Source organism: Candidatus Koribacter versatilis Ellin345, assembly GCF_000014005.1.
GTDB classification, from domain to species: Bacteria; Acidobacteriota; Terriglobia; order Terriglobales; family Acidobacteriaceae; genus Korobacter; species Korobacter versatilis_A.
Genome location: NC_008009.1, coordinates 3828230 through 3851211, shown reverse-complemented (window position 1 = coordinate 3851211; position 22982 = coordinate 3828230). Strand labels below are relative to the sequence as shown.

Genomic DNA, 22982 nt, shown 5'->3' with positions numbered 1-22982 from the left:
AAGGAGAGTTATGGGTCTACGTCGCATCGCGTTCGCATTGTTTCTGCTCTTCGGGCTGTCTCTGCCATTACTCGCACAAGGACCGCCGCCCCGTGATGGCGCCTGCTTCTATCGCGAAGAAAACTTCCGTGGCCGCTCCTTCTGCGTCCCCGTCGGAGAGTCCGTAGATCGCTTCACTGACGGCTTCGACAACGGCGTCTACTCCGTCCAGGTCTTCGGCCGCGCTGAAGTCATCGCCTTCAACTATTTCGGATTCACCGGCGTCTTCACGCGCCTCGAGGGCAGCGTCCCCAACCTTCACACCATCTCCGTATCCGACGATCGCTCCAAGAGCTGGGCCGGCCGCATCAGCTCCGTGCAGGTCAACTTCCGCCACGGCGGATTCCGTCCGCTGCCTCCGCCCTCCTGGGGACGCCCGGAGGTCCCCCGCTCCGGCGCCTGCTTCTATCACAACCCCGGATTCCAGGGCGATTACTTCTGCATGTCCGCGGGTGAGAGTTACGAATCGTTGCCCGGCGGCTTCAACGACTCCATCTCCAGCATCCGCGTCTTCGGTGGCGGCGAAATCGTCGCCTTCAACGACCCTGGCTTCGGAGGACTCCGTATTCACTTCCGGGGCGATGTCCAGGACCTCTCGCGCTGGCGCACCCAGGACAATCCCTACAAGAACTGGAACAACCGCATCTCGTCCATCCAGGTCCTGGGCGCCGGCTGGAAGGGCGGCACGTGGTACCCCGGCGGCCCCAGATAACCGCTCTGCGAGTTGCGTAAAACACGGGTAGGTACTCTGTCATCCTGAGCGGAGTTTCGCGAAGCGAAACGGAGTCGAAGGACCCCTATCGCACCACAAACGTTTCCAACAAGGAAGCCCTCCACTCAGGAGGGCTTTCTGCATTCCCCTATTTCAACAATGACAGCTGGTACAGCACACACGCGTGGGGCGCAAGCTTCAGGTTAACGCCCTCCTGTTTCCCCAAAGAACGTTCCGCCCAAACATCTCGCGCAACGCGTGCTCCCTCCGCTAAACCAAGTTCCTTCCACGAATACTTCACGGACTGCTCGCGATCAGAAATGTTAAACACAGCAACGTATCCAGCGATCGGAGACAAGCCCTCCGCGAACCAAACCACAGTATTCCCATCGTTGATCACTTGCTTGCCGTTGTGAGACTGCTGGTCAAGCGCTATGACGGACTTATTCGTCAGCACTCCCAGCGTCGCCTCATCCATCTTCGTCAAGTTCCCGCCCATCATCAGCGGCGACCGCGAAATCGCCCACAGCGTCATCAGCGTCTTCTGCTCATCCGCCGTGAACTGCGTATTCCTGACCTCGCCTTCACCCGGATGCGGCCCCAGATATCCCAACGGCAGCATGTCATTGTCGGGCCGATGTCCCGGCGTCTGATGCGCGCTCCACTTCGCCGCATTCTCGAATTGCGCCTTCAATCCTTGAGACCACTCATGTCCCTTCCACACGCCCCAGTGGTCCCAGAAGTCATCCGAGATGCGCCACATCTCCGCGTACTTCGCGACCTCATCGGCCTTCTCCAGCGGCGTCGGCCCCGGCGACAGGCTCAGCACCATCGCACGCCCGCTCTTATGCAGCGCCTCGCTGATCATCCGTATCTCCGCGCCCTTGTATGGGTGCGACGAAATGCAATCAATCTTGATGAAGTCCACGCCCCAGCTCGCATACAGCTTCGCAATGCTGTCGTAATAGGCCTGCCCCGCGGCGTTGTCCTTCAGCCCGTAGTTGTACGCATTCCACGGACACACATCGCTCGTATCCGCCGCCTCCGCCGCATGAAACGAACTCCCCGCGATCGGCAAATTCTTCGCCACCGCCTCGCGCGGGATCCCGCGAATCACATGGATCCCAAACTTCAGCCCGAGCGAATGTACGTAATCCGCAATCGCCTTCATGCCGTCGTCCTTCGCGGAAGGGAAGCGGCTCTCCGCCGGAAGAAAGCGCCCGTTCTCATCCATCCGGAACTGGTACAGCTTCGCGTCGCCGCCCGGCTTCAGCACATACCAGCCTTCATCAATCACCACGTACTGCCATCCGAAGGCTTTCAGCTTCTGCGCCATCACATCGGCAGTGGCGCGCACGTCGGCCTCCGAGATCGTCTGCCCGTAGGAGTTCCAGCTGTTCCACCCCATAGGCGGTGTCGGGGCAAGCTCTGTCTGCGCGCACGAAACAGCGGAGAAAATGAGTGCGACAAATATCGCTCGTTTCATAAAGACCCGTTTACCTCGCCGCAAGTGTATCGTCCCGCCCGTGCGAATTCCGCATCCCTCTCATTCCTCTATAATCAAAAGTTCTGTTCTGATCTCCATTCGATTAAGGAATCCCCGTGTCTCATTCGCACTCGCACCCGCATGCTGAACCGCAAGGACCGCAACCGCTTCCCGGCGTGAACGCCATCATCACTGTTGGCTCCGGCAAAGGTGGAGTAGGGAAGACCACGCTCTCCGTTAACCTCGCGGTCGCCCTCGCGCGCATGGGACACAAAGTCGGCCTCCTCGACGCCGACGTCTACGGCCCCAACGTTCCGCTCATGCTCGGCACCCAGGAAGCCCCGCAGGTCATCGGCGAGAACCGCATCCTCCCCGCCGAGCGCTACGGCCTCCGCGTCATCTCCGTCGGCCTACTCAACCCCGGCGACAAGCCGCTCGTGTGGCGCGGCCCCATGCTCCACTCCATCATTCGCCAGTTCATCTCGCAAGTGGAATGGGGTGCACTCGACTACCTCATCGTTGATCTGCCTCCCGGCACCGGCGACGTCGCCATCTCCCTCATCCAAACCGTGCCCGTCACCGGCGCCATCGTCGTCACGACGCCGTCGGATGTCTCGCTGCAAGATGCGCGCAAGGCCATCGAGATGTTCAAGCAGGTCAAGGTCGACATCCTCGGCCTAGTCGAGAACATGAGCTTCTTCGTCTGCCCGCACTGCAACCACGAGATCGACATCTTCTCCAAAGGCGGCGGCGAACATACCGCGCGCCAATTCAGCCTCCCGTTCCTGGGCCGCATCGAACTCGATCCCGACATCCGCAAAGGCGGCGACTCCGGTCACCCCATCGTCCTCGAAGGCGAATCGAACCCGCACGCCAAATCCATCTTCGCCTTCGCCCGCGAAGTCGAAAAACGCGTGAAAGAAATCCGCGAAGCCGATGGTGGCAGTGTCGTCGAGATCAGCTAAATGTGTTCGCATTGAGAAGGCGCAGCTTCGGCTGCGCCTTTCGCTTGACGCTCCTCCCCTCCCACCCTGACACTGTCCTCGCCCATGCGATGCTTCCGGACTCTCGCTTTCATCCTTCTCCTCTCCTCCGCGGCCCTGGCGCAACTCACTCCCTCCGATCTCGACGCCTACGTCGAACGCGCCCGTAAGGTCTTCGATACTCCCGGCATCGCCGTTGCCATCGTCAAGGACGGCCGCCTCGTCTTCGCCAAAGGTTACGGCGTTAAAAAACTCGGTGATCCCGCGCCCGTCACCGAGAACACCCTCTTCGGCATCGGCTCCAACACCAAGGCCTTCAGCGCCGCCACGATCGCAACCCTCGTCGACGAAGGCAAACTCTCGTGGGACGATAAAGTCTCCGAAAAGCTCCCCGGCTTCGCCATGTACGATCCCTACGCTTCGCACGAAATGACAGTGCGCGACCTGCTCTGCCATCGCAGCGGACTCGGCCTCGGCGAGGGGGACATGCTTCTCTGGCCGCGCACCACGTACACCCGCGCTGAAATCGTGCAGCGCATCCGTTACATGAAGCCGGCCTACAGCTTCCGCAGCAAGTACGCCTATAGCAATCTGATGTTCATCACCGCCGGTGAACTCACGGCGGCAGTCACCGGCAAGTCGTGGGAAGAGTCGGTTCGCGAGCGCATCTTCCAACCGCTCGGCATGAATTCCAGTAACTTCAGCAACGCCGATCTCAAACCCGGCGCAGACTTCGCATGGCCGCATTCGCGCAACGAAAGCAAGATGACCGTTGACGCCATGGAGAACAAAGACACCATCAGCTCCGCTGGCGCCATTAACTCTTCCGTCTCCGACCTCGCGAAGTGGATGATGGCGCAACTCAATCAAGGCAAGCTACCGAACGGCGACAAGCGCCTCTTCAGCGAAAAGCAATGGCAAGAGATGTGGTCGCCCCAAACCATCGTGCCCACGGAGAACAGCACCGGCCCGCTCGCCGCCCTGAACACCGACTTCTCTGCCTACGGTCTCGGTTGGGGCCTGCGGGAATATCACGGCCACAAACTCGTCGGACACTCCGGCGGTCTCATGGGCTTCCTCACCCGCGTCCTCATGGTCCCCGATCAGAACCTCGGTGTCGTCGTCCTCACCAACACCGACACCTCCGACGGCCCCATGAACGCCATCGCCTACCACATCGTCGATTCCTACTTGGGCATCACCGGCAACGACTGGATCGCCGCCTGGAAATCTGCTGACGAAAAATCGCAGCACGACGCCGACGAAACCATGAAGAAAGCCGCCACCGAACGCGTCGCCAGTTCAGGCCCCTCGCTCCCGCTCGCGAAATACGCCGGAGCCTATCGTGACGCCTGGTACGGTCCCGCGACCATCGCCATGAAGGACGGCAAGCTCACCTTCACCCTCGACCGCTCCCAGAATGCCACTGGCGAACTCACCCCGTGGCAGCACGACACCTTCAAACTCCACTGGGCTCTAGAAGATGCCTACGTCACCTTCGCGCTGAACCCCGACGGCACCATCCACCACTTCACCATGCTGCCAGTCTCGCCCCTCGCGGATTTCAGTTACGACTACCAGGACCTGTACTTCACGCCAGGCAAATGAATACTTCGGTACCCAGCGGCTTCCTCAGAACGGCGCACCCCGTTATTCCGGCAGCTTCTTCGTCCCCTGTATCTGGAATTTTCCAGAGACCGTCGGTGCGCCGGTGTCCGGTTGGCCGCCACCTACCGAGACGGAGTACTCGCCCTCCGCGATGATGGGATCGCCCGCTTCATTGACCATGCTCAAGTCCCGGTCCTTCAGTTCGAACTTTATCGTCTGCGATTCGCCCGCCTTGAGGTGAATACGCCGGAATCCGCGCAGTGCGCGCAGCGGTGCTCCCGCGATGTTTGGGAACGAGAGGTAGAGCTGCGCCACTTCATCGCCTTCCACTTTTCCGGTGTTGGTGACTGTGACTTGCGCTGTCACCGGGTCGCCTGCGTTCAACGGAGCCTTGGGAAGCGCGAGGTCGCGATAAGAGAACGTGGTGTAGCTCAGGCCATATCCGAACGGGTAGAGCGGCTTGCCTTCGAAGTAGCGATAGGTGCGTCCTTTCATCGCGTAATCTTCGAAGGGCGGCAGTTGCTCAGTGCCGGTGTAGAACGTGACCGGGAGGCGTCCTGCCGGGTTGTTTTTGCCGGAGAGCGTTTGGGCAATGGCGGTCCCGCCTTCTTCGCCGGGATACCAGCCTTCGAGAATCGCGTTGGCGTGTTGCTGCGCCCAATTCACCGACAGCGCGCTGCCGTTCGACAGCACGAGGACCACCGGCTTGCCCGCGGCCGAAATGGACTCGAGCAGTTGCTGCTCCGGTTTTGGAAGGTCGAGGCTGGTCCGATCGCCGCCGTTGAAGCCTTCCTCGCTGACAGGCATCTCTTCGCCTTCCAGGTCGCTGGTGATGCCGAGCACAGCGATGACGACATCGGCATTCTTGGCTGCCGTCACAGCTGCGGGATTCGGCGTCGGATCGAACTTCGACCAGATCAATTGCGCCTGCATGGGGCCGGCTTGCCGGATGGAGTAGCGCACCTTGATGGCGATCTTCTTGCCTTGCTCGAGATGAATGTGGCCGACCGCGGTTTGCACGTGCTGTCCGTCGAGCCACTCCCTGGCGAGGGGCTTGCCATCTACTTCGACGATGGCGGCGTTTCCTAGCGCACGCACGCCGAGGCTGTACCGCCCGGTCTCACTGGCGGTGAGGAAGCCACTCCATTCCACGTTGAGCGGGAACTTTCCAGCGGCAGCCTGCGGGATGTCTTTGTTGGTGAAATCAACATTGCTCGCCTGCGCGGACGTGAGCGGAATCTTGTCGCCAAAGAACTCACCGGTGGAGAAGTCCGCTTTCAAGCCAGGCTTTCCGTCCTCGGTAGTCAACGCCCTGGAGGGAACCGCTTCGCCGTTCTGATCGAGGAATTGGGTGCCACGTTCGAAGGTGATCTGCGCGTCGGGGAACTCCGCCCTGAGACCTTCGAGCACGGAGACGGTGTGTGACGGTGTGCCGTTGTAATTGCCGAGGAGATAGCGCGTCTGTTCCGCCAATGGGCCGATCACCGCTATCTTCAGCCCCGACTTCTTCAGCGGCAGCGTGCCATCGTTCTTCAGAAGCACCATGGATTCGTTCGCCAGGGTTCGTGCCAACTCGCGATGCTCGGCGCTCTCCAATTCCTTGGGATCGATTTTGGAATAGGGGACCATTTCCGGCGGATCGAACATGCCAAGCTTCATGCGGGCGGTGAAGAGGCGAACGAGCGCGGTATCGATCTCACTCTCTTTCAAGATGCCCTGCTTGTAGGCGTCGAAGTAGGGACGGTAATCGTGATCGTCCTTTTGCTTGCCGAAGTCGACGCATTCGTTGTCCATGCCGCGCTGTACCGCGAGCGCGGAGGCTTCCGCCTGAGTCTTGGTGAACTTGTGGTCGCGATAGATGTTGATGATCGCCTCGCAATCGGAGACGACATAGCCCTGGAAGTTCCACTTGCCGCGCAACTGGTCTTGCAGCAGGAATTCGTTCACGCAAGCAGGCTGTCCGTTGATGCTGTTGTAGGCACACATGACGGAGCCGGCCTTGGCTTCGGTGACGGTGGCGCGGAAGGCGGGCAGATAGGTATCGAGCTCGTCGTGCTTGCTGACCTTCACGTCCGCGAAGTGGCGCGTGGTCTCAGGGCCGCTGTGCACCGCGTAATGCTTGGGCGTAGAGATGGCGAGGTAGTACTTGGGGTCGTCGCCTTGCAGGCCCTTCACGTAAGCCACGCCCATGCGCGCGGTCAGGAACGGATCTTCGCCGTAGGTCTCCTGGCCGCGTCCCCAGCGAGGGTCGCGAAAGATGTTGATGTTCGGCGCCCAGAAATCGAGGCCCTGGAAGATATCGCTATGGCCGTCCTTCATGCCTTCTTCGTGCTTGATGCGGCCCTCGATGCCGATAAAGCGGGCCATGCGCTGGACCTTATCGTTGTCGAAGGTGGCTGCCAGCGCCACGGGCTGCGGATATTCGGTGACGCCCGGTTGCGCCACGCCGTGGAGCGCTTCACTCCACCAGTCGTAGTCAGGAACATTCAAACGAGGAACGGCACGCGAATCGTTGGTGAGTTGGCTGACCTTCTCTTCCACGGTCATGCGATGGACGAGGTCTGCCGCTCGCTTTTCCGGCGCCAGGGAAGGGTTTAGATACGCAGGCTGTTCAGCATTCTGCGCCGTGGTCAGAGGGACAAGGAAGGCCAGCAACAGCAGGCAAATAGGGAATGCACGAATTCGCATGGTTCTCTCCGACAGCGAGGGTCTGTGAGGTTGGGGATAGCGATCAATTACTTGAAAAGCCGTGGCGCGAAGTCGTTCAGGTCGCGGCGCCAGGTTTGCCACTCGTGGTCCGTGCCCGGCGATTCGTAGAACACGTGTTGGATCTTTGCCTCGTCGAGAGAGGTATGGAGCCTCACGATTCCTGCTCGCATCCACTCCGGTTCCTTGGTGCCAACGCCAAACCAGAGGAGATGAACTTTCTTCGCGAAGGCCGCCGGGTCGGCGAAGACTCCGTTGTGGGCGGTCTTCACGTCAAACTTGCTGAGGACTCCGGCTGCTCCGCTAAATCCGCCGATGTAGGAGAAGAGATCGAGGTGATTCAGCGTGATCTGAAACGTCTGCATGCCTCCCATGGAAAGGCCGGCCATGGCGCGATGATCGCGGTCCGAGAGCGTGCGATAGGTCGAATCAATAAAGGGAATCAGCGCCTGCGTAACGTCGTCTTCAAATACCACGGCCATGTCCTGCATGGCTTTCATCATCTCGGGAGAGCCGAACCCTTTAGCGAATAGGTCAACCGGCGCTTCGCCCGCGCGGGCGGCGTAGCCATACGCCATCACCACGATCATTGGTTTGCAGTTTCGTGCGGCGAGCAGGTTGTCGAGAATGACGTTCGCGTGTCCCTGCCGCACCCAACCGGTTTCGTCCTCACCGGCCCCGTGCTGGAGGTAGAGCACCGGGTAGCGCGTCTTCGTGTCCTTGTCGTAGTCGGGCGGCAAATAGACAAGGGCATGCCGCCACGAGCCCGTGACCTTCGAGTTGTACCAGACCTCGCGCACTTGACCATGCGGCACATTCTGAATCGAGTAGTAGGTTGACCCGGGCTCCGGCACTTCCACCGCACTCGCAGGCTTGCCGCCGCCAAAGTATGCCTGGGTGTTCGGATCGGAGACTTCGGCCCCATCAACGATCACGGTGTAGTAGTGAAAGCCAGGCACGAGAGCCGGTGTGGTGACGGTCCAGAATCCGTCCGCCTGTTTCACCATGTCGATCTTCGGGCCGCTCCAGAAGTTCACTTTGACCTTCGTCGCATCGGGCGCTTTGATCCGAATCTCCACCCTTCCGGCGGTGTCGACGCGGGGATATTCGGCGGCCCACACGTTCGTTGTGGAGGGCTGAAAACTCCCGCTTTCCTGCGCACTGCACAAACCTGCGAATAGCGCGAACACCAGAGCGACGTATTTCATTCTTGGGGATCTCCTTAATTAAGGTGAAGTAAGCGATTACTCGAAGGCGCTTCGTGCTTCGCCAGCGGACGAATTGATCGGCGATGGAATGGTAATGGATTTCACGGTTTGTCGTACACCGTTCGAGCAGGGAACTCCGGAAATCGTTTACTGATCCCCATTCGTCAGACTCAGGGCCAAAGTCAACTTTGCTATCCGGGCGACACGTTTAGCACTCCCACCCCACCTTTGCTAATCCTTGACATCCCCACTATCAAGTTTCTAAACTGTATTCAGCACACGTGTACCCCTTAGCAGCCTAAATTGCTGCATCTAAAGGGTTAAGAGCCCAATGTCGGAACCTGTCCAAATCGGTAGACGCGAGCGGGAGATCCTTACCGCCATTGTCGAGACCTATATCTCGACCGGTGAACCCGTTGGCTCGCGCACGCTTTCTCGCGGTAGTCGCGAGGGCCTGAGCGCCGCCACCATTCGCAACGTGATGGCCGACCTCTCCGATGCCGGGCTCCTCGATCAGCCACATACTTCTGCCGGACGCGTTCCCACCGCCGCCGCCTATCGCTATTACGTGAAGGGACTCACCGGCGAAGCCAGCCTCGCACCCGCCGAAGAAGGCCTGATCAAAGACACTTTCCACGGCGTCAACGATATGCAGGAGTTCATGGAGCGCACCTCGCACGTGCTCTCGCTCCTTTCGCAAAACGTTGGAGTCGCCGTCGCGGGCATCGGCCCGAAGAATGCCCTCGAACACGTGCACTTCCAGCGTCTCGCGGAATCCAAGGTCCTCTGTGTCGTCGTCAATAAGAACGGCATTGTGCGCGATCGCATCATGCGGCTCGGCAAAGACATTCCGCAGCTCGAACTCGACGCGGCCGCGCGTTTCCTCAACGAGAACTACCGCGGCTGGATCATGGAAGAAATCCGCGTCGATCTTGCGCGCCGCCTCGACCAGGAGCGCAGCGAATACGACCGCCTGATGCACTCGGTCGAAGAGCTCTATAAAAAAGGTGCTCTCGAATCCGAGACTACGCAGGATGTCTACATCGAGGGCACTTCGAACCTGGTGGTTGACGACCACGACCGCGACCGCCTGCGCGAGCTGCTCAAGACGCTTGAAGAAAAGCAGCGTCTCGTAAACCTGCTCTCCGCCTATGTGGACGTGCGCCAGGAGGCCGTCCGCGTGGTTGTGGGTCTTGAAGACACCTTGCCGCATCTAAGTAATTTCGTACTGATCGGAGCGCCCGCTCGCGTCGGCAACGAGGTCATGGGTTCTCTCGCAGTCATCGGGCCTACCCGCATTGATTACGAGCACACCATCTCGGCCGTTTCGTATATCGCGCGCCTCTTCGATCACATCTGGAATGATTCGGAATAAGTAGCTATGAGCAATCAAAAAAACAATGGAGAAACCGAAGAGCAGCTCGACGTTGAACACGAACTGCCTGCCGCGGAGAACGAAACTGCCGCCACTTCGGCCGACGCTGAAATCGAAGCGCTACGCAAAGAGCGTGACCAGTACCTCGATCGCCTGGCGCGGCTCCAGGCCGAGTTCGACAACTTCCGCAAGCGCAATGCCCGCGAGCAGCAGGACTATCGCGACTACGCTGTCGTAGACGCGCTCAAAACTTTCCTGCCGATTCTCGACAGCCTCGACGGGGCCGCGAAGTCCGATGCGCAGGACCTCGACCAGATTCGCTCCGGCATCGAGCTGATCGACCGCCAGTTCCACGACGCGCTCGCCAAGCTCGGCGTGCAGCCCATTCCGGCCGAAGGCCAGCCCTTCGACCCGAACCTGCACATGGCCATCGCCATGGAAGACACCGACGCTGCGCCCGACAACACTGTCATTGGCGAACTCCAGCGCGGTTACAAGATCAAGGACCGCCTCCTGCGCCCGGCAATGGTGCGCGTGGCACGCAGCAAATAACATCGAAGGGTGCTCCATTCTACGGACGCAGTCCGTAGGGTGGGGTAGTTAAAGTTGACGAGGATGGCATCTACGGCTACCAACGCGAAACGCGACTACTACGAGGTTCTCCAGGTCACTCGCACCGCCACTGACCAGGAGATCAAGAGCTCTTATCGTAAGCTCGCTCTCCAGTTTCACCCCGACCGCAATCCCGACAACAAGGACGCGGAAGAGAAGTTCAAGGAGTGCAGCGAAGCCTACGGCGTGCTCTCCGACTCCGAGAAGCGCGCTGCGTACGATCGCTTCGGACACGCGGGCCTCGGCGGCAATGGTGGCTCCGGCGGCTTCGATCCGAACATGGTGGACTTCAGCGAGATCTTCACCGACATGTTCGGTATGGGCGATCTCTTCGGCCGCGGCCGTGGACGCTCACGCGCCCAGCGCGGCGCCGATCTCCGCGAAGACATCACCCTAGAATTCGAGCAAGCGGTCTTCGGCATCGAGACCGAGTCTCGCGTCCGTCGCCACGAAACCTGCGAAACTTGTCACGGTAGCGGCGCCGCTCCCGGCAAAGCTCCCGTCAGCTGCCGCAAGTGCGGTGGCCGCGGACAGGAGCGCTTCCAGCAAGGCTTCTTCAGTGTCTCGCGCACTTGTGGCACCTGCGGCGGTCTCGGCCAGGTCATCACCGATCCCTGTGCCGGCTGTCGCGGACAAGGCGCCGTCGTTCGCGAGCGCACCATCGCCGTCAAGGTCCCCGCCGGCGTCGAAGACGGTACTCGCATCCGCTACAACGGACAAGGCGAAGCCGGAACTCACGGCGGCCCCGCGGGCGATCTCTACATTGTCCTGCACGTGAAAGAGCACAAGTTCTTCGAGCGCGAGGGCAAAGACCTCTTCTGCACCGTCCCCGTCTCGTTCGCGCAAGCCGCGCTCGGTACCGACATCATGATCCCCACCCTCGAGGGCGAGCACAAGCTCCACATCCCCGAAGGCACGCAAACCGGCACGCAAATCAAGCTGCGCGGCAAGGGCGTCCCCGTCCTCAACGGGCACGGCAAAGGCGATATCTTCGTCGAGATCAAAGTCCAAACCCCCAGTAAGCTCAACAAGCGCCAACGCGAACTACTGCAAGAGCTGGAAGCCGGCGCCAGCGTAGAGAACAGCCCAGAAAAATCGCTGATGAGCAAAATGAAAGACATGTTCTCGTAGTTTGAGAGAAGAGCGGGTGCCCCATCCTTATCGTGCGCATTTCGCGCGATAGGGTGGGGATTTTGCTTTTGGGTTTTGCTTCAGTTTTAGTTCTGTCATCCTGAGCGAAGTCGCGCGCAGCGCGACGCAGTCGAAGGACCCCTGTCCTCTCAAGAATCTCAAACTCTGCACAGCCATCTGCTACCCTCTGCATATGACCCGCCGCCGCTGGATCGCCGACGAACACAAGGGCGACACTGCCGCCCTAACCGGCACCAACGCCGCGCATCTAGCACGCGTTCTCCGCGCCCGAGTCGGCCAGCAATTCGACATCTCGCTAGGCACCCACATCCGCCGCGGCACCATCACGTCAATCGCGGAAGACAGAGTCGAGTTCACCCTGGGCGAAGAACTCCCCTCCACCGCGATCACTCCCATCTCTCTCTACCTTGCTGTCTTTAAATTCGACCGCCTCGAATGGGCGATCGAAAAGTGCACCGAACTAGGCGTCGCAAAGATCATTCCGGTGATCGCCCGCCGCACCGAGCCCCATCTCGCCGCATCCGCCGCAAAGCGCGTAGAGCGCTGGCGCCGCATCGCGCTAGAAGCCGCGCAGCAATCCCGCCGCGCAGCTCCTCCCGAAATCACCGAACCCGTGAAGCTCAAGCAGACGCTAGAAGCCGTCGGTCAGCGCATCGTTCTAGCCGAAACCGAACAGCAAAACATGTTGCGCGATGTCTTGGAAGCGAGCGAGCAGAGCAGGGAAGTCTCGTTAGCCATCGGCCCCGAAGGCGGCTGGACCGATGACGAACTCACGCAATTCGATCAATCAGGTTGGCAGCGCGCGTCCCTGGGCCCCACCATCCTCCGAGCCGAAACCGCCTCCATCTCGGCCGTCGCCATCACCCTGTCATCCTGAGCGAAGTCGCGCGCAGCGCGACGCAGTCGAAGGATCCCTATCACCACACAAATGCCCAAAAGTTTTGGGGGACGCTGTCGCGTCCCCCATGGTCATTAAGGCTCGAGAGCCTGCTTACTTCTTTTTCTTAGCGGCCTTCTTCGTAGCCTTCTTTGCAGCCTTTTTCGTTGCCATTGTTTTCTATTCTCCCTTTTGATGTTCTTGCAACCGCCTTGAAGCAATTGCAATTTGTTAGTTGTATATGGTTATTCAAATTTCAAGTCAAGAGAAAAATGATGCAGACTCAATTCTTCCACCCGACACTTTCGTCACTTCACCGCCGATGTTTTTCTCTTCGGGTCTTTTTCGCGCCCCGCATCAAAATTTCAACATCACTCGCACCCGCATGGACACTAGTCGAAACGCATCTCGCAAAATTTCATTGCGAGATCAATGCACGCGCGATAGCAAAACTTTCGACAACAATCCGCTGATCACGTCCTGCATGCCATGCGCAATTATTCCTGGCCGCAATGACTTTCTCCACGCTGCGAGGATGCCCAGCATCAGTCCGAGTATGCCCACTTGCACTGCGAGTAGCCATCCCTGGTACGCATGTCCCGCGCAAAAAAGTATCGCGCTCAGAATCACTCCGAGGGTGGTGCTCTTCGTCCACACCGCGAGTTGCTGTTGCAAATATCCGCGGAACAAAATCTCCTCGCAGATCCCCGCCGTCACCGCGACGCCCATGAACAGCAGTGTTTCGAGCATGCTCTGCGGCCCAATCTTTTGTGCCACCTTCTGTACGCCCTCGATCGACATCGTCTTGAAGCCTTGGCTCACCGCCATCATTACGCCCAGCACAATCGCTCGCACCATGATGTTCGCGAAGAAGAACCCAATCGCGATCAGCACGTCGGTGAGCACGGCCTCCGCATCCTCCCACCTGCCACCGACGATCTCCCGCATCGTGCGCCCGCGCAGCCGCAGCCCCCACCATGCATAAAGCACCAGCAACCACTGCATCACGATCGTTTCGACATACAACGGCCACTTCGCATGACCCGCAACAGACTCGCTGCGTTTCGTCCCGCCCAGCGTCAACCCGGCGAAGATTGCGATGAACAGCAGCGTGTGCCACACCGGCGCAATGCCGCGCGGCTCTGGTGGCGGTGCTTCTACGAGTACCGGTGGTTCAAAGGTTGGCGTCGGTTCCATCACTCCTCTTGGATGCAGCAACTCGCAATGAATCGCGGTCGCGGTGCGCACCATCTTATAATGTCCGGTTGGGGATTCCGCCGCGGGCCGCTCTGTGGGGCCTGCATCCGTCCCGCGGTCCTCCACTGACAATTTCAGTTTTTATCCAGGAGCACTCTTCATGGCGTCGTTTGAAGATGTCGTCATTGTTTCCGCCGTACGCACCCCCATCGCCAAGTTCCAGGGTGCCTTCTCTGACCTAACCGCCACCGACCTCGGCGCCATCGCTGTGCGCGAAGCCGTGAAGCGCGCCGGCATCACCGACCTCAACGCAGTCAACGAATGCATCATGGGTAACGTGCTCCAGGCCGGTCTCGGACAAAATCCCGCGCGCCAGGCCGCGATCAAAGGTGGACTTCCACCGCACGTCGGCGCCATGACCATCAACAAGGTCTGCGGCTCCGGTTTGAAGTCCGTCGCTCTTGCCGCGCAAGCTATCCAGACCGAGAATGCGCAGCTCGTCGTCGCCGGTGGAATGGAATCCATGACCAACGCTCCCTACCTGCTGCCCACCGCGCGCAAAGGCTTCCGCATGGGCAACCAGACCGCGGTCGACTCCATGATCAACGACGGTCTCTGGGATGTGTACAACAACTACCACATGGGCCAGACCGGCGAGAACGTTGCCGACAAATACAAAGTCACCCGCGAGCAGCAGGATGAATACGCCGCCAACTCGCATCGCAAAGCGATTGAAGCGCAAAAGGCCGGCCGCTTCAAAGATGAAATCGTCCCTGTCCAACTTCCATCGAAGAAGAAAGACGCTCCCGCCGAATTCCTCGATCGCGACGAAGGCCCGCGCGAAGACAGCACCGCGATCAGCCTCGCCAAGCTCAAACCCGCATTCAAGAAAGACGGCAGCGTAACTGCCGGCAATGCCTCGACGATCAACGACGGCGCCGCCGCTCTCGTCGTCACCAGCGCCAGCAAAGCCAAAGCGCTCGGCCTCAAGCCGATGGTCCGCATCCTTGCGCAAGCCACCAGCGGTCTCGAACCCGCATGGGTCATGATGGCCCCGGTAGATGCCGTCCGCCAGATCTGGGCCAAGACCGGTTGGTCCGCCAACGATGTCGATCTCTACGAACTCAACGAAGCCTTCTCGGTCCAGTCCGTCGCGCTGGTCCAGGAGCTCGGTCTCGACGCCTCGCGCGTCAACGTCAACGGCGGCGCCGTCGCGTTAGGTCATCCCATCGGCTGCAGCGGCGCGCGCGTGCTCACCACTCTCATCTACGAGATGATCCACCGCAACGCCAAGCGCGGCATCGCATCGCTCTGCCTCGGCGGCGGCAATGCGGTCGCTATGGCCGTCGAACTCGTCTAGAACGTTTCGTAAACAAGGTTGAAGCCCGGCGCACTGCCGGGCTTTTTCTCATTGCCGTCCCACCCCGAGTGCATCCGCCACGCGATTGATGTAGTTGAACCAGCTCGCGATCAACGTAATCTGCAGGATCCCGCGGTCATCGAAGCCCACGGCGCGCAGCCGATCATGATCTTCGCGCGCGCAACGCGTGGCGTCCTTCGTGAGTTTCACCACGTAGTCGAGCATTGCGCGGTCTTGCTCAGAGAGCGGCGCCTTTGTGTAGTCCTGTTGCAACGTTGCTACGAATTCGTCATCCAGAGTCACCCGACGCAGAAACTCTGCGTGCGACTCGATTCAATAGAAGCACCGGTTCGTCACCGAGACCATCGTGGTGATCATCTCGTGCTGCCTGCGCGTGAGCGGCAACTCCGGCGACATCAGTGCCCCGAACGTGCCGAACGCGTGAAACAAAGCATCAGGAATCAGGCTGTGGGATGCGACGATACCGGCAGTGCCATCGTCAGTCGGATGCACCGGCGTCGCATATTCAATGGGATAAAGCGAGCGCTGCGACTCCATGGCGCGCAGCAAATCTTCACTCGCTTCCGAGAGAGGAATAGTCCTGATCCAAGTCATAGTGGGTGTGGAGAATATCGAACTCGTTTCTTCAGCGCACTAATCTGAAAATACTATCTCCACAACTCCCGATCACTTCTCGCGCGCCTTCCGAATCAGGCTCGAAAGCGCCGGAAGCTCGACGGGTTTGTGAACGTGCAGGAACTCTCGTCCCTCGCTCAGGTCCTCATCCGCATAGCCGGTCATGATGATGGTCGCAATCGCGGGATGTTTCGCTTTCACCGCTCGCGCCAGTTCCAGTCCATTCATGCCCGGCATCAGGAAGTCGGTAACCATCACGTCCACGAGCACGCCGTTGTTCAGCAGCACGATCGCATCCTCGGCGGAAGCCGCCGTGTACACTTCGTCGCCGCGCCTCCGCAGCCAGTCGGCGACGCCTTCGCGCACTCCTGCCTCGTCATCTACCACCAGGACCTTCGTCGACAACCGTTCTTGCGAAGCCTGCGCGCTCGCGGCGCCTTCACCCACTCCGGCCACAACATTCAGCAGGATCTCGAATGTCGTTCCGTGGGTTGGCTCGCTGGTTACGGAAATCTCACCGTCGTGCTGCTGCACAATCCCGTACACGCTTGCGAGCCCCAGTCCCGATCCCTTGCCCTTTTGCTTCGTCGTATAAAAGGGATCGAAAATATGCGGCAAAACTTCCTTCGGTATTCCCACCCCCGTATCGGATATCGTAATCCGCAATCGCTTCGCGGTCTCGTCTGCGATCACGAGATCGGTCTTGAGCGTGACCTTGCCGCCGTCGGGCATGGCATCGCGCGTGTTCAGCATCATGTTGAGTAAAATCTGTTCCGCCTCTGCACGGCTCAATCCGCAAAACAGTGCTTCCGGATGGAGTTGCAACTCGAACTGGATTTGCGGCCCCAGCACGCGTCGCCAGTTCTCCACCGACTCCAGAATCACCGCATTGATGTCCGTCGCTGCTTCGGTGCGCGCGTGGCCCCGTCCAAATGCCAACAGTTGTGCCGTCAGTTTCGCGGCCCGGTCGACTGCCCCCTGGATTTGCGTCACGTGCTTCTCGGCGCTGGCGTCGCCAGCGAACCGTTCTTTCAACAAGTCCGAATACGCCTGCACGATCATCAGTACGTTATTGAAATCGTGCGCCACACCCGCTGCCAGTCTTCCCAGCGCTTCCAGCCGGTTCGCCTGTTCGGTGCGATTTTCCAGCGCCCGCCGCTGCGACAGGTCTTCGCACACGACCTCGACAATCTGCTCGCCCTTCTCCGTCACCAACTGCCGGGTGACGGCGCGCATCGTGATCGGCGGCCCAGTCTTCTTCTTCCACTCCAATTCAAGATCGGCGACGGTGTTGCCCTTCAAGGAGTCGTACGCTCTTTTCCGCGCTGCCGGATCCACATACAGTTCGTCGCGAATGCGAAGGGCGAGCACCTCTTCCTTGCTGTCATAACCCAACAGCCGGACCATCGCGTCATTCACGAACAGTAGCCGCTCCGCGCTTCGTGAAGATCGGTAAATGCCCAAGGGAGCGTTCTCGATCAGGTTGCGATAATCCTCTTCCGAACGCGCCAGCAACCGCCGCGTGCGGTCGTGTTCCATCGCGACCCGAGCCGTGTGGTTCGCAAATTCGGTCAACTCCAACTCGGCTTTGTCCGGCGATCGTGGCGTCCGGAAATACAGCGCGAACGTTCCCATCACTGTCGCGTCCCTGCTGATCACCGGGGTGGACCAGCACGCCGCCAATCCGTGACGTCGCGCAAGGTCTCGATAATTCGTCCACAGCGGGTCGGAAGCAATATCGCTCACCACAACCGTCTCCTTCCGGAATGCGGCTGTGCCACAAGACCCTTGCTCAGGGCCAATCGGTAAGTTCTCCACCGCTGCGCTGTACTCTGCCGGCAAGCTCGGCGCGGCAAGGGTGCGCAAGTGCTTCTGGTCCTCAGTCACTTGCAGCACCGAGCACAGCATCTCTCGGCTCAATTGCTCGATCCCCGAAGCCAGGCACTTCATCGACTTCCGGATGTCGGCTCCCGATGCCACCAGTTCCAGCACCTCGGATTGAATCCGATAGAGCTCCTGGGAATGCAGGATCGCTTCGTGCAGAATCGCGGTCTGTTTTTCGTGGCGCTTCAGAAGAAAGAAGATCAGCAGGGCACTGAGGCAAACATAGAGAGCACCCTTACCCAACTCGAACAGGTACTGGTAGCGCGGAGATGTCACCAGGACGCTATTCAACATCCCCGTTACAAAAATCCAAGCCAGTCCCGCAAGGGCATACAGTAAAGTCACCTGGACTGAAATCCCGGTTCCCGTCCTGCGGCTGGCTCCCATATGCAGCCTGCCATCATAGCGCCATCATTCCCCAAGCACACAAAAAATCGGAATACGATGGATACAGCCGCGCCCCCGGCACTTCTCTCTCCTGGCATCCTCGAGGAGCGAAGCGACGAAGGATCTGCCGTTCCGCCAAGCGTGAGCCCCACCACTCCCAACCCCGGCACCACCCTCTGTTGTCATTCAGAGGAGCGCAGCGATGAAGAATCTGCTGTTCTGCCATAAGAGAGACCACTCGAAAGTAACCTCCGCCCTTCATCTCTTTCTTTGCCCGCACGCCACATCCTTATAGAATTCCGTCATCGCAGTGGGGGTTTGAGCTTCGTCCCGGAGCATGGATGTTTAACGCCGAAACAGAACAGCAGAGTAAGAATTCAAAGACCGTCCCGATCTTTGTCGGCGTCACCGCGCTCGTCGTGGCTCTGCTGGTCATCATTTCGGCGCAACGAACTTCGCCCGCCATCTTCCACGAAGCCGATAGTTTTCACGATTCCTATAATCCCGAGGATTGGCGGTCCCTCGTGCACGCGGGCATCTCGCAGAAATGTGCGTTCACGGGAATGTCGAAGTCCGATGTAATTGCCGCGCTAGGCGCGCCGGGTACCGTGGACACCGTCTCCGACGGCTCCGAAACCTGGACCTACATGATCCCCGACATGAATACCTGCGCCAGCTACGGCACCAGCGCCGCCGATTGCCTCCAGCGTCCACTCAAACAGGAGTTGATCCGCATCACCCCAGCCGGCCACATGCTAAAAGGCACCATCGGCGTAGGCTGCCAGGCGCAAATGTTCGCCTCGCTGCACTAATTTCTTCTGTTTTGCTTTTTCGCGGAAGACAGAGCCACCCCCATCACTCCCACTACTCTCTCTTGTCATTCAGAGGAGCGCAGCGACGAAGAATCTGCGGTTGCTGCCCGGCGTGAGCCCCACAAATCCCATCCCCCGAACCGCCCTCTCCTGTCATTGCGAAGAGCGCGCAGAGCAACGTGGCAATCTGCTGTTTACCACTTCCTAACCAAAATCCGTCCACTCGCCATATACCACCTTTGCGGCAAAAACGCCGACCCGCAAGAAATCCGCGGTTCAGCCGCGTTTTCTCCGCGATTCGGGGGAAAAAATCACGGTGCAAAACCGTCACTTTTTCGTCCGCCTAAAAACCCGCCCTTTGCAAATCCCTGCTAAATAAGCACTTAAAAAAAATTGTTTACCAACTTCTAACTTCGGGTTTTGCCGTAAGTTTTCCTGTTTTCTTCCCTCTCGTCTGGAAAACGAACAGCCCGCCGAAGCGGGCTGTTCGTTAGACGAAGTAGAGAACTAGTCGGCTGATTGTGCGTGGTCGTCGTCTGCGTCGAGCAGATCTTCCGGCTCGGTCGCATCTGCAATCATCTGCTCAATGCGCAGGTGCAACTGACGTGCCGCCTCGTACAACTCCTTCACACCTTCGCTGCCGAGATGCAAAGTTGCGGCGTCAATGTCCATCACCAGCTCGCGCATGAAGCTCGCAGTCAAACGGATCCTGCTCGTTTCAATCGCCGCGAGAACCGGGAATGGATCGCGGTCCTGCTCCTGCAAATCGACCCACTGCTCAATTGCTGCAGTGGTGGAACGCGCATGATCGACGGCGCTGCGGAACTCGGAGAGCAGCCGTGGATCGACGTTTTCCTCGTTTTCCGATACGCAGGCTTCGAGGTCACGAAGCTGCGACGCCGCTGAGGCGATCGCGGTCGCGAACTCATTGCTCACCGGATGCACGATGCGATCTTCCGGCTCTTTGCCACCCGCAAGTTTCACGAGCAGATCATCGAGCTTCTTCTGATCGGTCGGATCGACGTCAATGAACTGCAAGCCCATGCCCATCGAAGGATGCGAGACGCGGACTTCCGCGCCGGCGCGTACCTCAATGCCTTCTACGTTCAGCATGAGTTCGCACTTCGCATTGCGCGGCAGCGTGGTCAGCGTTTCGAGATAGCATCCGCTGCGGCTGATGTCGGTCATCGAGCCCCACACCACGGTCTTCATTCCGGGCTGGCGAATTTCACCACCACCGCGGCACGCGTAGCGTGGCATGCGGCGCCGGCCCTCGCGGGTGGCGTCGTTCACGAAGTTGTCTTTGTGCGATGGCGAGGCAGCCATGACGGCGGCGACTCCGCCGCCGGCGCCCACCGCGTGGGTTGAGGCCGAAGCCGCTTCGGGATCCCAGGTATCGGCCTGATTGCTCGGCTCGACGGTCCCCCAGATGTACTTGTTGGCCTCGACGCAATGCACGCCGATCTGGCCTTCGTTACGCGATCCCGGCCGAGCGACCCAGATAACGCGGAAGCGAGCTTTGTCGCTGCCGTGCTGGACGCCGATGATGTCCCCATGCTGAATCTGTGCCGTGACACCCTGAATGCGGGCGCCCATTCGGGTGATGTCAACGGACGAGGCATTTTGCGTAAACGGTTTCCCATTTACGTCCATGCCCCATAAACGCACGGGCAAGCTGATGATGATTCGTTCTTCCCGCCTGCGAGCCATGATTTTTTCCAAGCTCGGGGTATGAACCCCGACGTGAAGGAGATTTGGGGGAAATGTTGACTCAGATGCTAGTCGCATAATTCCACACTAGGCAAGAGCTTTTTCCACTTTTCGGACGAGCGACTGTAGAGCGTGGCGCGGTGCCGCCCATCCATGTCCTTGGCAATTCGATGGAGTATACAGGAACTCTGTTCGTTCGCAGCATACCTTTTTCCACCTAAGTTCCGCCGTAATTCACGCTGGGATTGAGGTTCCGTCACCTCCTATCGTGAGGCGAGTCACAAGTTTTTCGCGCAATTCCTGATAGCTATAAGGTTCTAGGGGCCTTATGCTTTTTCGCACCAAGAGCGCCGCGGTGTACGGTATCGACGCGCACATCATCGATGTTGAGGTGGATGTAGCCGCGCAACTCTCAGAAAAACCACTGTTTACTACCGTCGGGCTGCCCGATGCCGCAGTGCGCGAAAGCCGCGAACGGGTGCGCGCCGCTCTAAGGAATGCGGGTTACGACGTTCCTAATACCACCATCACCGTGAACCTGGCGCCCGCCGATATAAAGAAAGAAGGCTCTGGCTTCGATCTCCCGATGGCTGCCGGAATCTTGGGCGCCTACGGTGGCCTGAATAAGCAGACGCTGGACGATGTGGTGATGGTCGGCGAACTGTCGCTCGATGGCTCGATTCGCGGCGTACGGGGGACGTTATCCACCGCAGTCGCCGCCCGGGCAGCGAAGATCAAGCGGCTTTTCGTTCCGGTGGAGAATGCGCGGGAAGCCGCTGTGGTGGACGGGATCGAGATCTACCCGGTCAAGACGCTGATGGACGTAGTGCACCTGATCAACACCGGCAATGGCATTGAACCGGTGAAGGTTGATTCGCAGGCCGTCCTGAATGAAGCGCAACACTTCAACGTGGATTTCAAAGACGTGCGCGGGCAACAGACCGCGAAGCGCGCGCTGGAAGTCGCGTGCGCAGGCGGGCACAACATCCTGATGATCGGACCTCCGGGCAGCGGCAAGACCATGCTCGCGAAACGCATTCCGACCATCATGCCCCCGCTGACATTTGAAGAAGCGCTAGAGACCACCAAGATCCACAGCGTTGCGGGCGTTCTCGATTCCCGTGCCGGCTTAGTGGGCGTGCGCCCGTTTCGCTCTCCGCACCACTCGGTTTCCGACGCGGGATTGATTGGTGGTGGCGCGGTGCCGCGTCCCGGCGAAGTCTCGCTCGCGCACCATGGCGTGTTGTTCCTCGACGAACTGCCGGAGTTCCCGCGCAATGTGCTGGAGGTGATGCGGCAGCCGCTGGAAGACGGGACGGTGACGATTTCTCGCGCGGCGATGTCGCTGACGTTTCCAGCGCGCTTTATGCTGGCCGCCGCGATGAACCCGTGCCCGTGCGGGTATTTCAACGACCGCACTCGCGAGTGCAAATGCAGCCAGCCGATGATCCAACGGTACGTGGCGAAGATCTCCGGTCCGTTGCTCGATCGCATTGATATCCACATTGATGTGCCGGCAGTAAATTACAAGGAACTCCGCTCCGGCCAGGCACCCGAAGGATCGACGCAGATCCGCGAGCGAGTGCTGCATGCGCGTGAGATCCAGTTGAACCGTTTCGCCAAAGAACGGATTTACGCCAACGCGCAAATGAGTTCGCGCCAAATCCGCACCTACTGCGAGTTGTCGAGCGAGGGCGAACACATGCTGGAGCGTGCAATGTCGCAACGGGGCCTGAGCGCCCGCGCCCACGACCGCATTCTCAAAGTCGCGCGCACCATCGCCGATCTCGATGCGGCAGCGCAGATCGAGTCGCGGCACATCGCGGAGGCGATTCAGTATCGGGCGTTGGACCGTACGTTCTGGGCTTAGCACAGTGGGCTGAACTCAGGGCCGACGCGAGTACAATTCGGCTGTGGCGAAGACGAAGAAAGCAAAGAGTCAGACCAAGAAGAGTTCCTACACAATTGCGGAAGCACAGTCCGCGATTTCCCGCCTTGTAAAACTGGCAGCAGACGGAAGAGAAGTGATCCTCACTGACAATGGCGTGCCGATCGCCAAGATCATTCGCTATGAAGTGCCGCATCGCAAAGCCGGCTCCATGAAGGGTCGACTGACCTGGACTGACGACGTTTTCGACCCCCTGAATGACCAGGAGATGAAAGATCTCGGCTTCGAGTAATCCTTCCCATCACTGATTTTCAGCCACAATTCCTGAACTCTGGAACTCCGGGGCGCGC

The 22982-nt window shown here is 59.4% G+C and carries 19 protein-coding genes; 11 read left to right on the top strand and 8 right to left on the bottom strand.

Annotated features, from left to right (window positions below; genetic code table 11):
- The first annotated feature begins 10 nt into the window (after positions 1-10).
- Entirely contained in the window at positions 11-751 is a 741-nt protein-coding gene (locus ACID345_RS16785) for a beta and gamma crystallin (RefSeq protein WP_011524050.1), read from the top strand.
- Positions 752-899: 148 nt separating this feature from the next.
- On the opposite strand, the gene ACID345_RS16780 is transcribed toward ACID345_RS16785, so the two are convergent.
- A complete protein-coding gene (locus ACID345_RS16780; RefSeq protein WP_011524049.1) occupies positions 900-2237 on the bottom strand; it encodes a glycoside hydrolase family 27 protein in 1338 nt (445 codons plus the stop codon).
- Between the two features lie 116 nt (positions 2238-2353).
- Here ACID345_RS16780 and ACID345_RS16775 point away from each other — a divergent pair, with 116 nt between their 5' ends.
- Positions 2354-3202, top strand: a complete 849-nt coding sequence (locus ACID345_RS16775) for an Mrp/NBP35 family ATP-binding protein (RefSeq protein WP_011524048.1) — start codon at positions 2354-2356, stop codon at positions 3200-3202.
- A gap of 84 nt (positions 3203-3286) precedes the next feature.
- Positions 3287-4828 carry a serine hydrolase gene (locus tag ACID345_RS16770; RefSeq protein ID WP_011524047.1) on the top strand — a complete coding sequence of 514 codons (1542 nt, stop codon included), beginning with the start codon at positions 3287-3289 and terminating at the stop codon, positions 4826-4828.
- Positions 4829-4870: 42 nt separating this feature from the next.
- Here the strand turns inward: ACID345_RS16770 and ACID345_RS16765 are convergent, their stop codons facing one another.
- Together ACID345_RS16765 and ACID345_RS16760 are read right to left on the bottom strand one after the other, a co-directional pair.
- Positions 4871-7516: a glycoside hydrolase family 3 C-terminal domain-containing protein gene (locus ACID345_RS16765; protein WP_011524046.1), complete on the bottom strand. Its 2646-nt coding sequence runs from the start codon at positions 7514-7516 to the stop codon at positions 4871-4873.
- Positions 7517-7563: 47 nt separating this feature from the next.
- A complete protein-coding gene (locus tag ACID345_RS16760; RefSeq protein ID WP_011524045.1) occupies positions 7564-8742 on the bottom strand; it encodes an alpha/beta hydrolase-fold protein in 1179 nt (392 codons plus the stop codon).
- 331 nt (positions 8743-9073) lie between these two features.
- Here ACID345_RS16760 and hrcA point away from each other — a divergent pair, with 331 nt between their 5' ends.
- From hrcA to ACID345_RS16740, 4 genes are all read left to right on the top strand, one after another.
- Positions 9074-10117 carry a heat-inducible transcriptional repressor HrcA gene (hrcA, locus tag ACID345_RS16755; protein ID WP_011524044.1) on the top strand — a complete coding sequence of 348 codons (1044 nt, stop codon included), beginning with the start codon at positions 9074-9076 and terminating at the stop codon, positions 10115-10117.
- A 6-nt stretch (positions 10118-10123) separates the two neighbouring features.
- Positions 10124-10669, top strand: a complete 546-nt coding sequence (grpE, locus tag ACID345_RS16750) for a nucleotide exchange factor GrpE (RefSeq protein ID WP_011524043.1) — start codon at positions 10124-10126, stop codon at positions 10667-10669.
- A gap of 63 nt (positions 10670-10732) precedes the next feature.
- On the top strand, positions 10733-11860 hold the full coding sequence (dnaJ, locus tag ACID345_RS16745) for a molecular chaperone DnaJ (RefSeq protein ID WP_041855806.1): 1128 nt from the start codon (positions 10733-10735) through the stop codon (positions 11858-11860).
- 193 nt (positions 11861-12053) lie between these two features.
- Positions 12054-12758: a 16S rRNA (uracil(1498)-N(3))-methyltransferase gene (locus tag ACID345_RS16740; RefSeq protein ID WP_011524041.1), complete on the top strand. Its 705-nt coding sequence runs from the start codon at positions 12054-12056 to the stop codon at positions 12756-12758.
- Positions 12759-13187: 429 nt separating this feature from the next.
- Here the strand turns inward: ACID345_RS16740 and ACID345_RS25710 are convergent, their stop codons facing one another.
- Positions 13188-13955 carry a CPBP family intramembrane glutamic endopeptidase gene (locus ACID345_RS25710; protein ID WP_011524040.1) on the bottom strand — a complete coding sequence of 256 codons (768 nt, stop codon included), beginning with the start codon at positions 13953-13955 and terminating at the stop codon, positions 13188-13190.
- 160 nt (positions 13956-14115) lie between these two features.
- On the opposite strand from ACID345_RS25710, the gene ACID345_RS16730 reads away from it, so the two are divergent.
- A complete protein-coding gene (locus tag ACID345_RS16730; RefSeq protein WP_011524039.1) occupies positions 14116-15315 on the top strand; it encodes an acetyl-CoA C-acetyltransferase in 1200 nt (399 codons plus the stop codon).
- 48 nt (positions 15316-15363) lie between these two features.
- Here the strand turns inward: ACID345_RS16730 and ACID345_RS16725 are convergent, their stop codons facing one another.
- From ACID345_RS16725 to ACID345_RS16715, 3 genes are all read right to left on the bottom strand, one after another.
- Entirely contained in the window at positions 15364-15618 is a 255-nt protein-coding gene (locus ACID345_RS16725; protein ID WP_011524038.1) for a carboxymuconolactone decarboxylase family protein, read from the bottom strand.
- A gap of 30 nt (positions 15619-15648) precedes the next feature.
- Positions 15649-15930 (bottom strand): hypothetical protein, encoded by a 282-nt coding sequence (locus ACID345_RS16720; RefSeq protein ID WP_011524037.1) that lies wholly within the window; start codon positions 15928-15930, stop codon positions 15649-15651.
- Between the two features lie 72 nt (positions 15931-16002).
- Positions 16003-18129, bottom strand: coding sequence for an ATP-binding protein (locus tag ACID345_RS16715; protein WP_041855805.1), 2127 nt, complete (start codon positions 18127-18129; stop codon positions 16003-16005).
- A gap of 434 nt (positions 18130-18563) precedes the next feature.
- Between ACID345_RS16715 and ACID345_RS16710 the strand changes: the two genes are divergently transcribed.
- Positions 18564-19034: a hypothetical protein gene (locus ACID345_RS16710; protein WP_011524035.1), complete on the top strand. Its 471-nt coding sequence runs from the start codon at positions 18564-18566 to the stop codon at positions 19032-19034.
- A 507-nt stretch (positions 19035-19541) separates the two neighbouring features.
- Here ACID345_RS16710 and ACID345_RS16705 read toward each other — a convergent pair.
- The gene (locus ACID345_RS16705; RefSeq protein WP_041855804.1) at positions 19542-20744 is read right to left on the bottom strand and encodes a PilZ domain-containing protein; all 1203 of its coding nucleotides are present in this window, start codon (positions 20742-20744) and stop codon (positions 19542-19544) included.
- A 328-nt stretch (positions 20745-21072) separates the two neighbouring features.
- Between ACID345_RS16705 and ACID345_RS16700 the strand changes: the two genes are divergently transcribed.
- Entirely contained in the window at positions 21073-22614 is a 1542-nt protein-coding gene (locus ACID345_RS16700; protein WP_011524033.1) for a YifB family Mg chelatase-like AAA ATPase, read from the top strand.
- 43 nt (positions 22615-22657) lie between these two features.
- Positions 22658-22924 carry a type II toxin-antitoxin system Phd/YefM family antitoxin gene (locus ACID345_RS16695; protein ID WP_011524032.1) on the top strand — a complete coding sequence of 89 codons (267 nt, stop codon included), beginning with the start codon at positions 22658-22660 and terminating at the stop codon, positions 22922-22924.
- The last annotated feature ends 58 nt before the right edge of the window (positions 22925-22982 follow it).

Coding starts and splice junctions, on each gene's coding strand:
- ACID345_RS16760 (WP_011524045.1), bottom strand. CDS start 8,742: ATGAAATACGTCGCTCTGGTGTTCGCGCTATTCGCAGGTTTGTGCAGT.
- ACID345_RS16740 (WP_011524041.1), top strand. CDS start 12,054: ATGACCCGCCGCCGCTGGATCGCCGACGAACACAAGGGCGACACTGCC.
- ACID345_RS16720 (WP_011524037.1), bottom strand. CDS start 15,930: ATGACTTGGATCAGGACTATTCCTCTCTCGGAAGCGAGTGAAGATTTG.
- ACID345_RS16780 (WP_011524049.1), bottom strand. CDS start 2,237: ATGAAACGAGCGATATTTGTCGCACTCATTTTCTCCGCTGTTTCGTGC.
- hrcA (WP_011524044.1), top strand. CDS start 9,074: ATGTCGGAACCTGTCCAAATCGGTAGACGCGAGCGGGAGATCCTTACC.
- grpE (WP_011524043.1), top strand. CDS start 10,124: ATGAGCAATCAAAAAAACAATGGAGAAACCGAAGAGCAGCTCGACGTT.
- ACID345_RS16730 (WP_011524039.1), top strand. CDS start 14,116: ATGGCGTCGTTTGAAGATGTCGTCATTGTTTCCGCCGTACGCACCCCC.
- ACID345_RS16785 (WP_011524050.1), top strand. CDS start 11: ATGGGTCTACGTCGCATCGCGTTCGCATTGTTTCTGCTCTTCGGGCTG.
- ACID345_RS16705 (WP_041855804.1), bottom strand. CDS start 20,744: ATGGCTCGCAGGCGGGAAGAACGAATCATCATCAGCTTGCCCGTGCGT.
- ACID345_RS16710 (WP_011524035.1), top strand. CDS start 18,564: ATGTTTAACGCCGAAACAGAACAGCAGAGTAAGAATTCAAAGACCGTC.
- ACID345_RS16770 (WP_011524047.1), top strand. CDS start 3,287: ATGCGATGCTTCCGGACTCTCGCTTTCATCCTTCTCCTCTCCTCCGCG.
- dnaJ (WP_041855806.1), top strand. CDS start 10,733: ATGGCATCTACGGCTACCAACGCGAAACGCGACTACTACGAGGTTCTC.
- ACID345_RS25710 (WP_011524040.1), bottom strand. CDS start 13,955: ATGGAACCGACGCCAACCTTTGAACCACCGGTACTCGTAGAAGCACCG.
- ACID345_RS16765 (WP_011524046.1), bottom strand. CDS start 7,516: ATGCGAATTCGTGCATTCCCTATTTGCCTGCTGTTGCTGGCCTTCCTT.
- ACID345_RS16715 (WP_041855805.1), bottom strand. CDS start 18,129: ATGTTGAATAGCGTCCTGGTGACATCTCCGCGCTACCAGTACCTGTTC.
- ACID345_RS16700 (WP_011524033.1), top strand. CDS start 21,073: ATGCTTTTTCGCACCAAGAGCGCCGCGGTGTACGGTATCGACGCGCAC.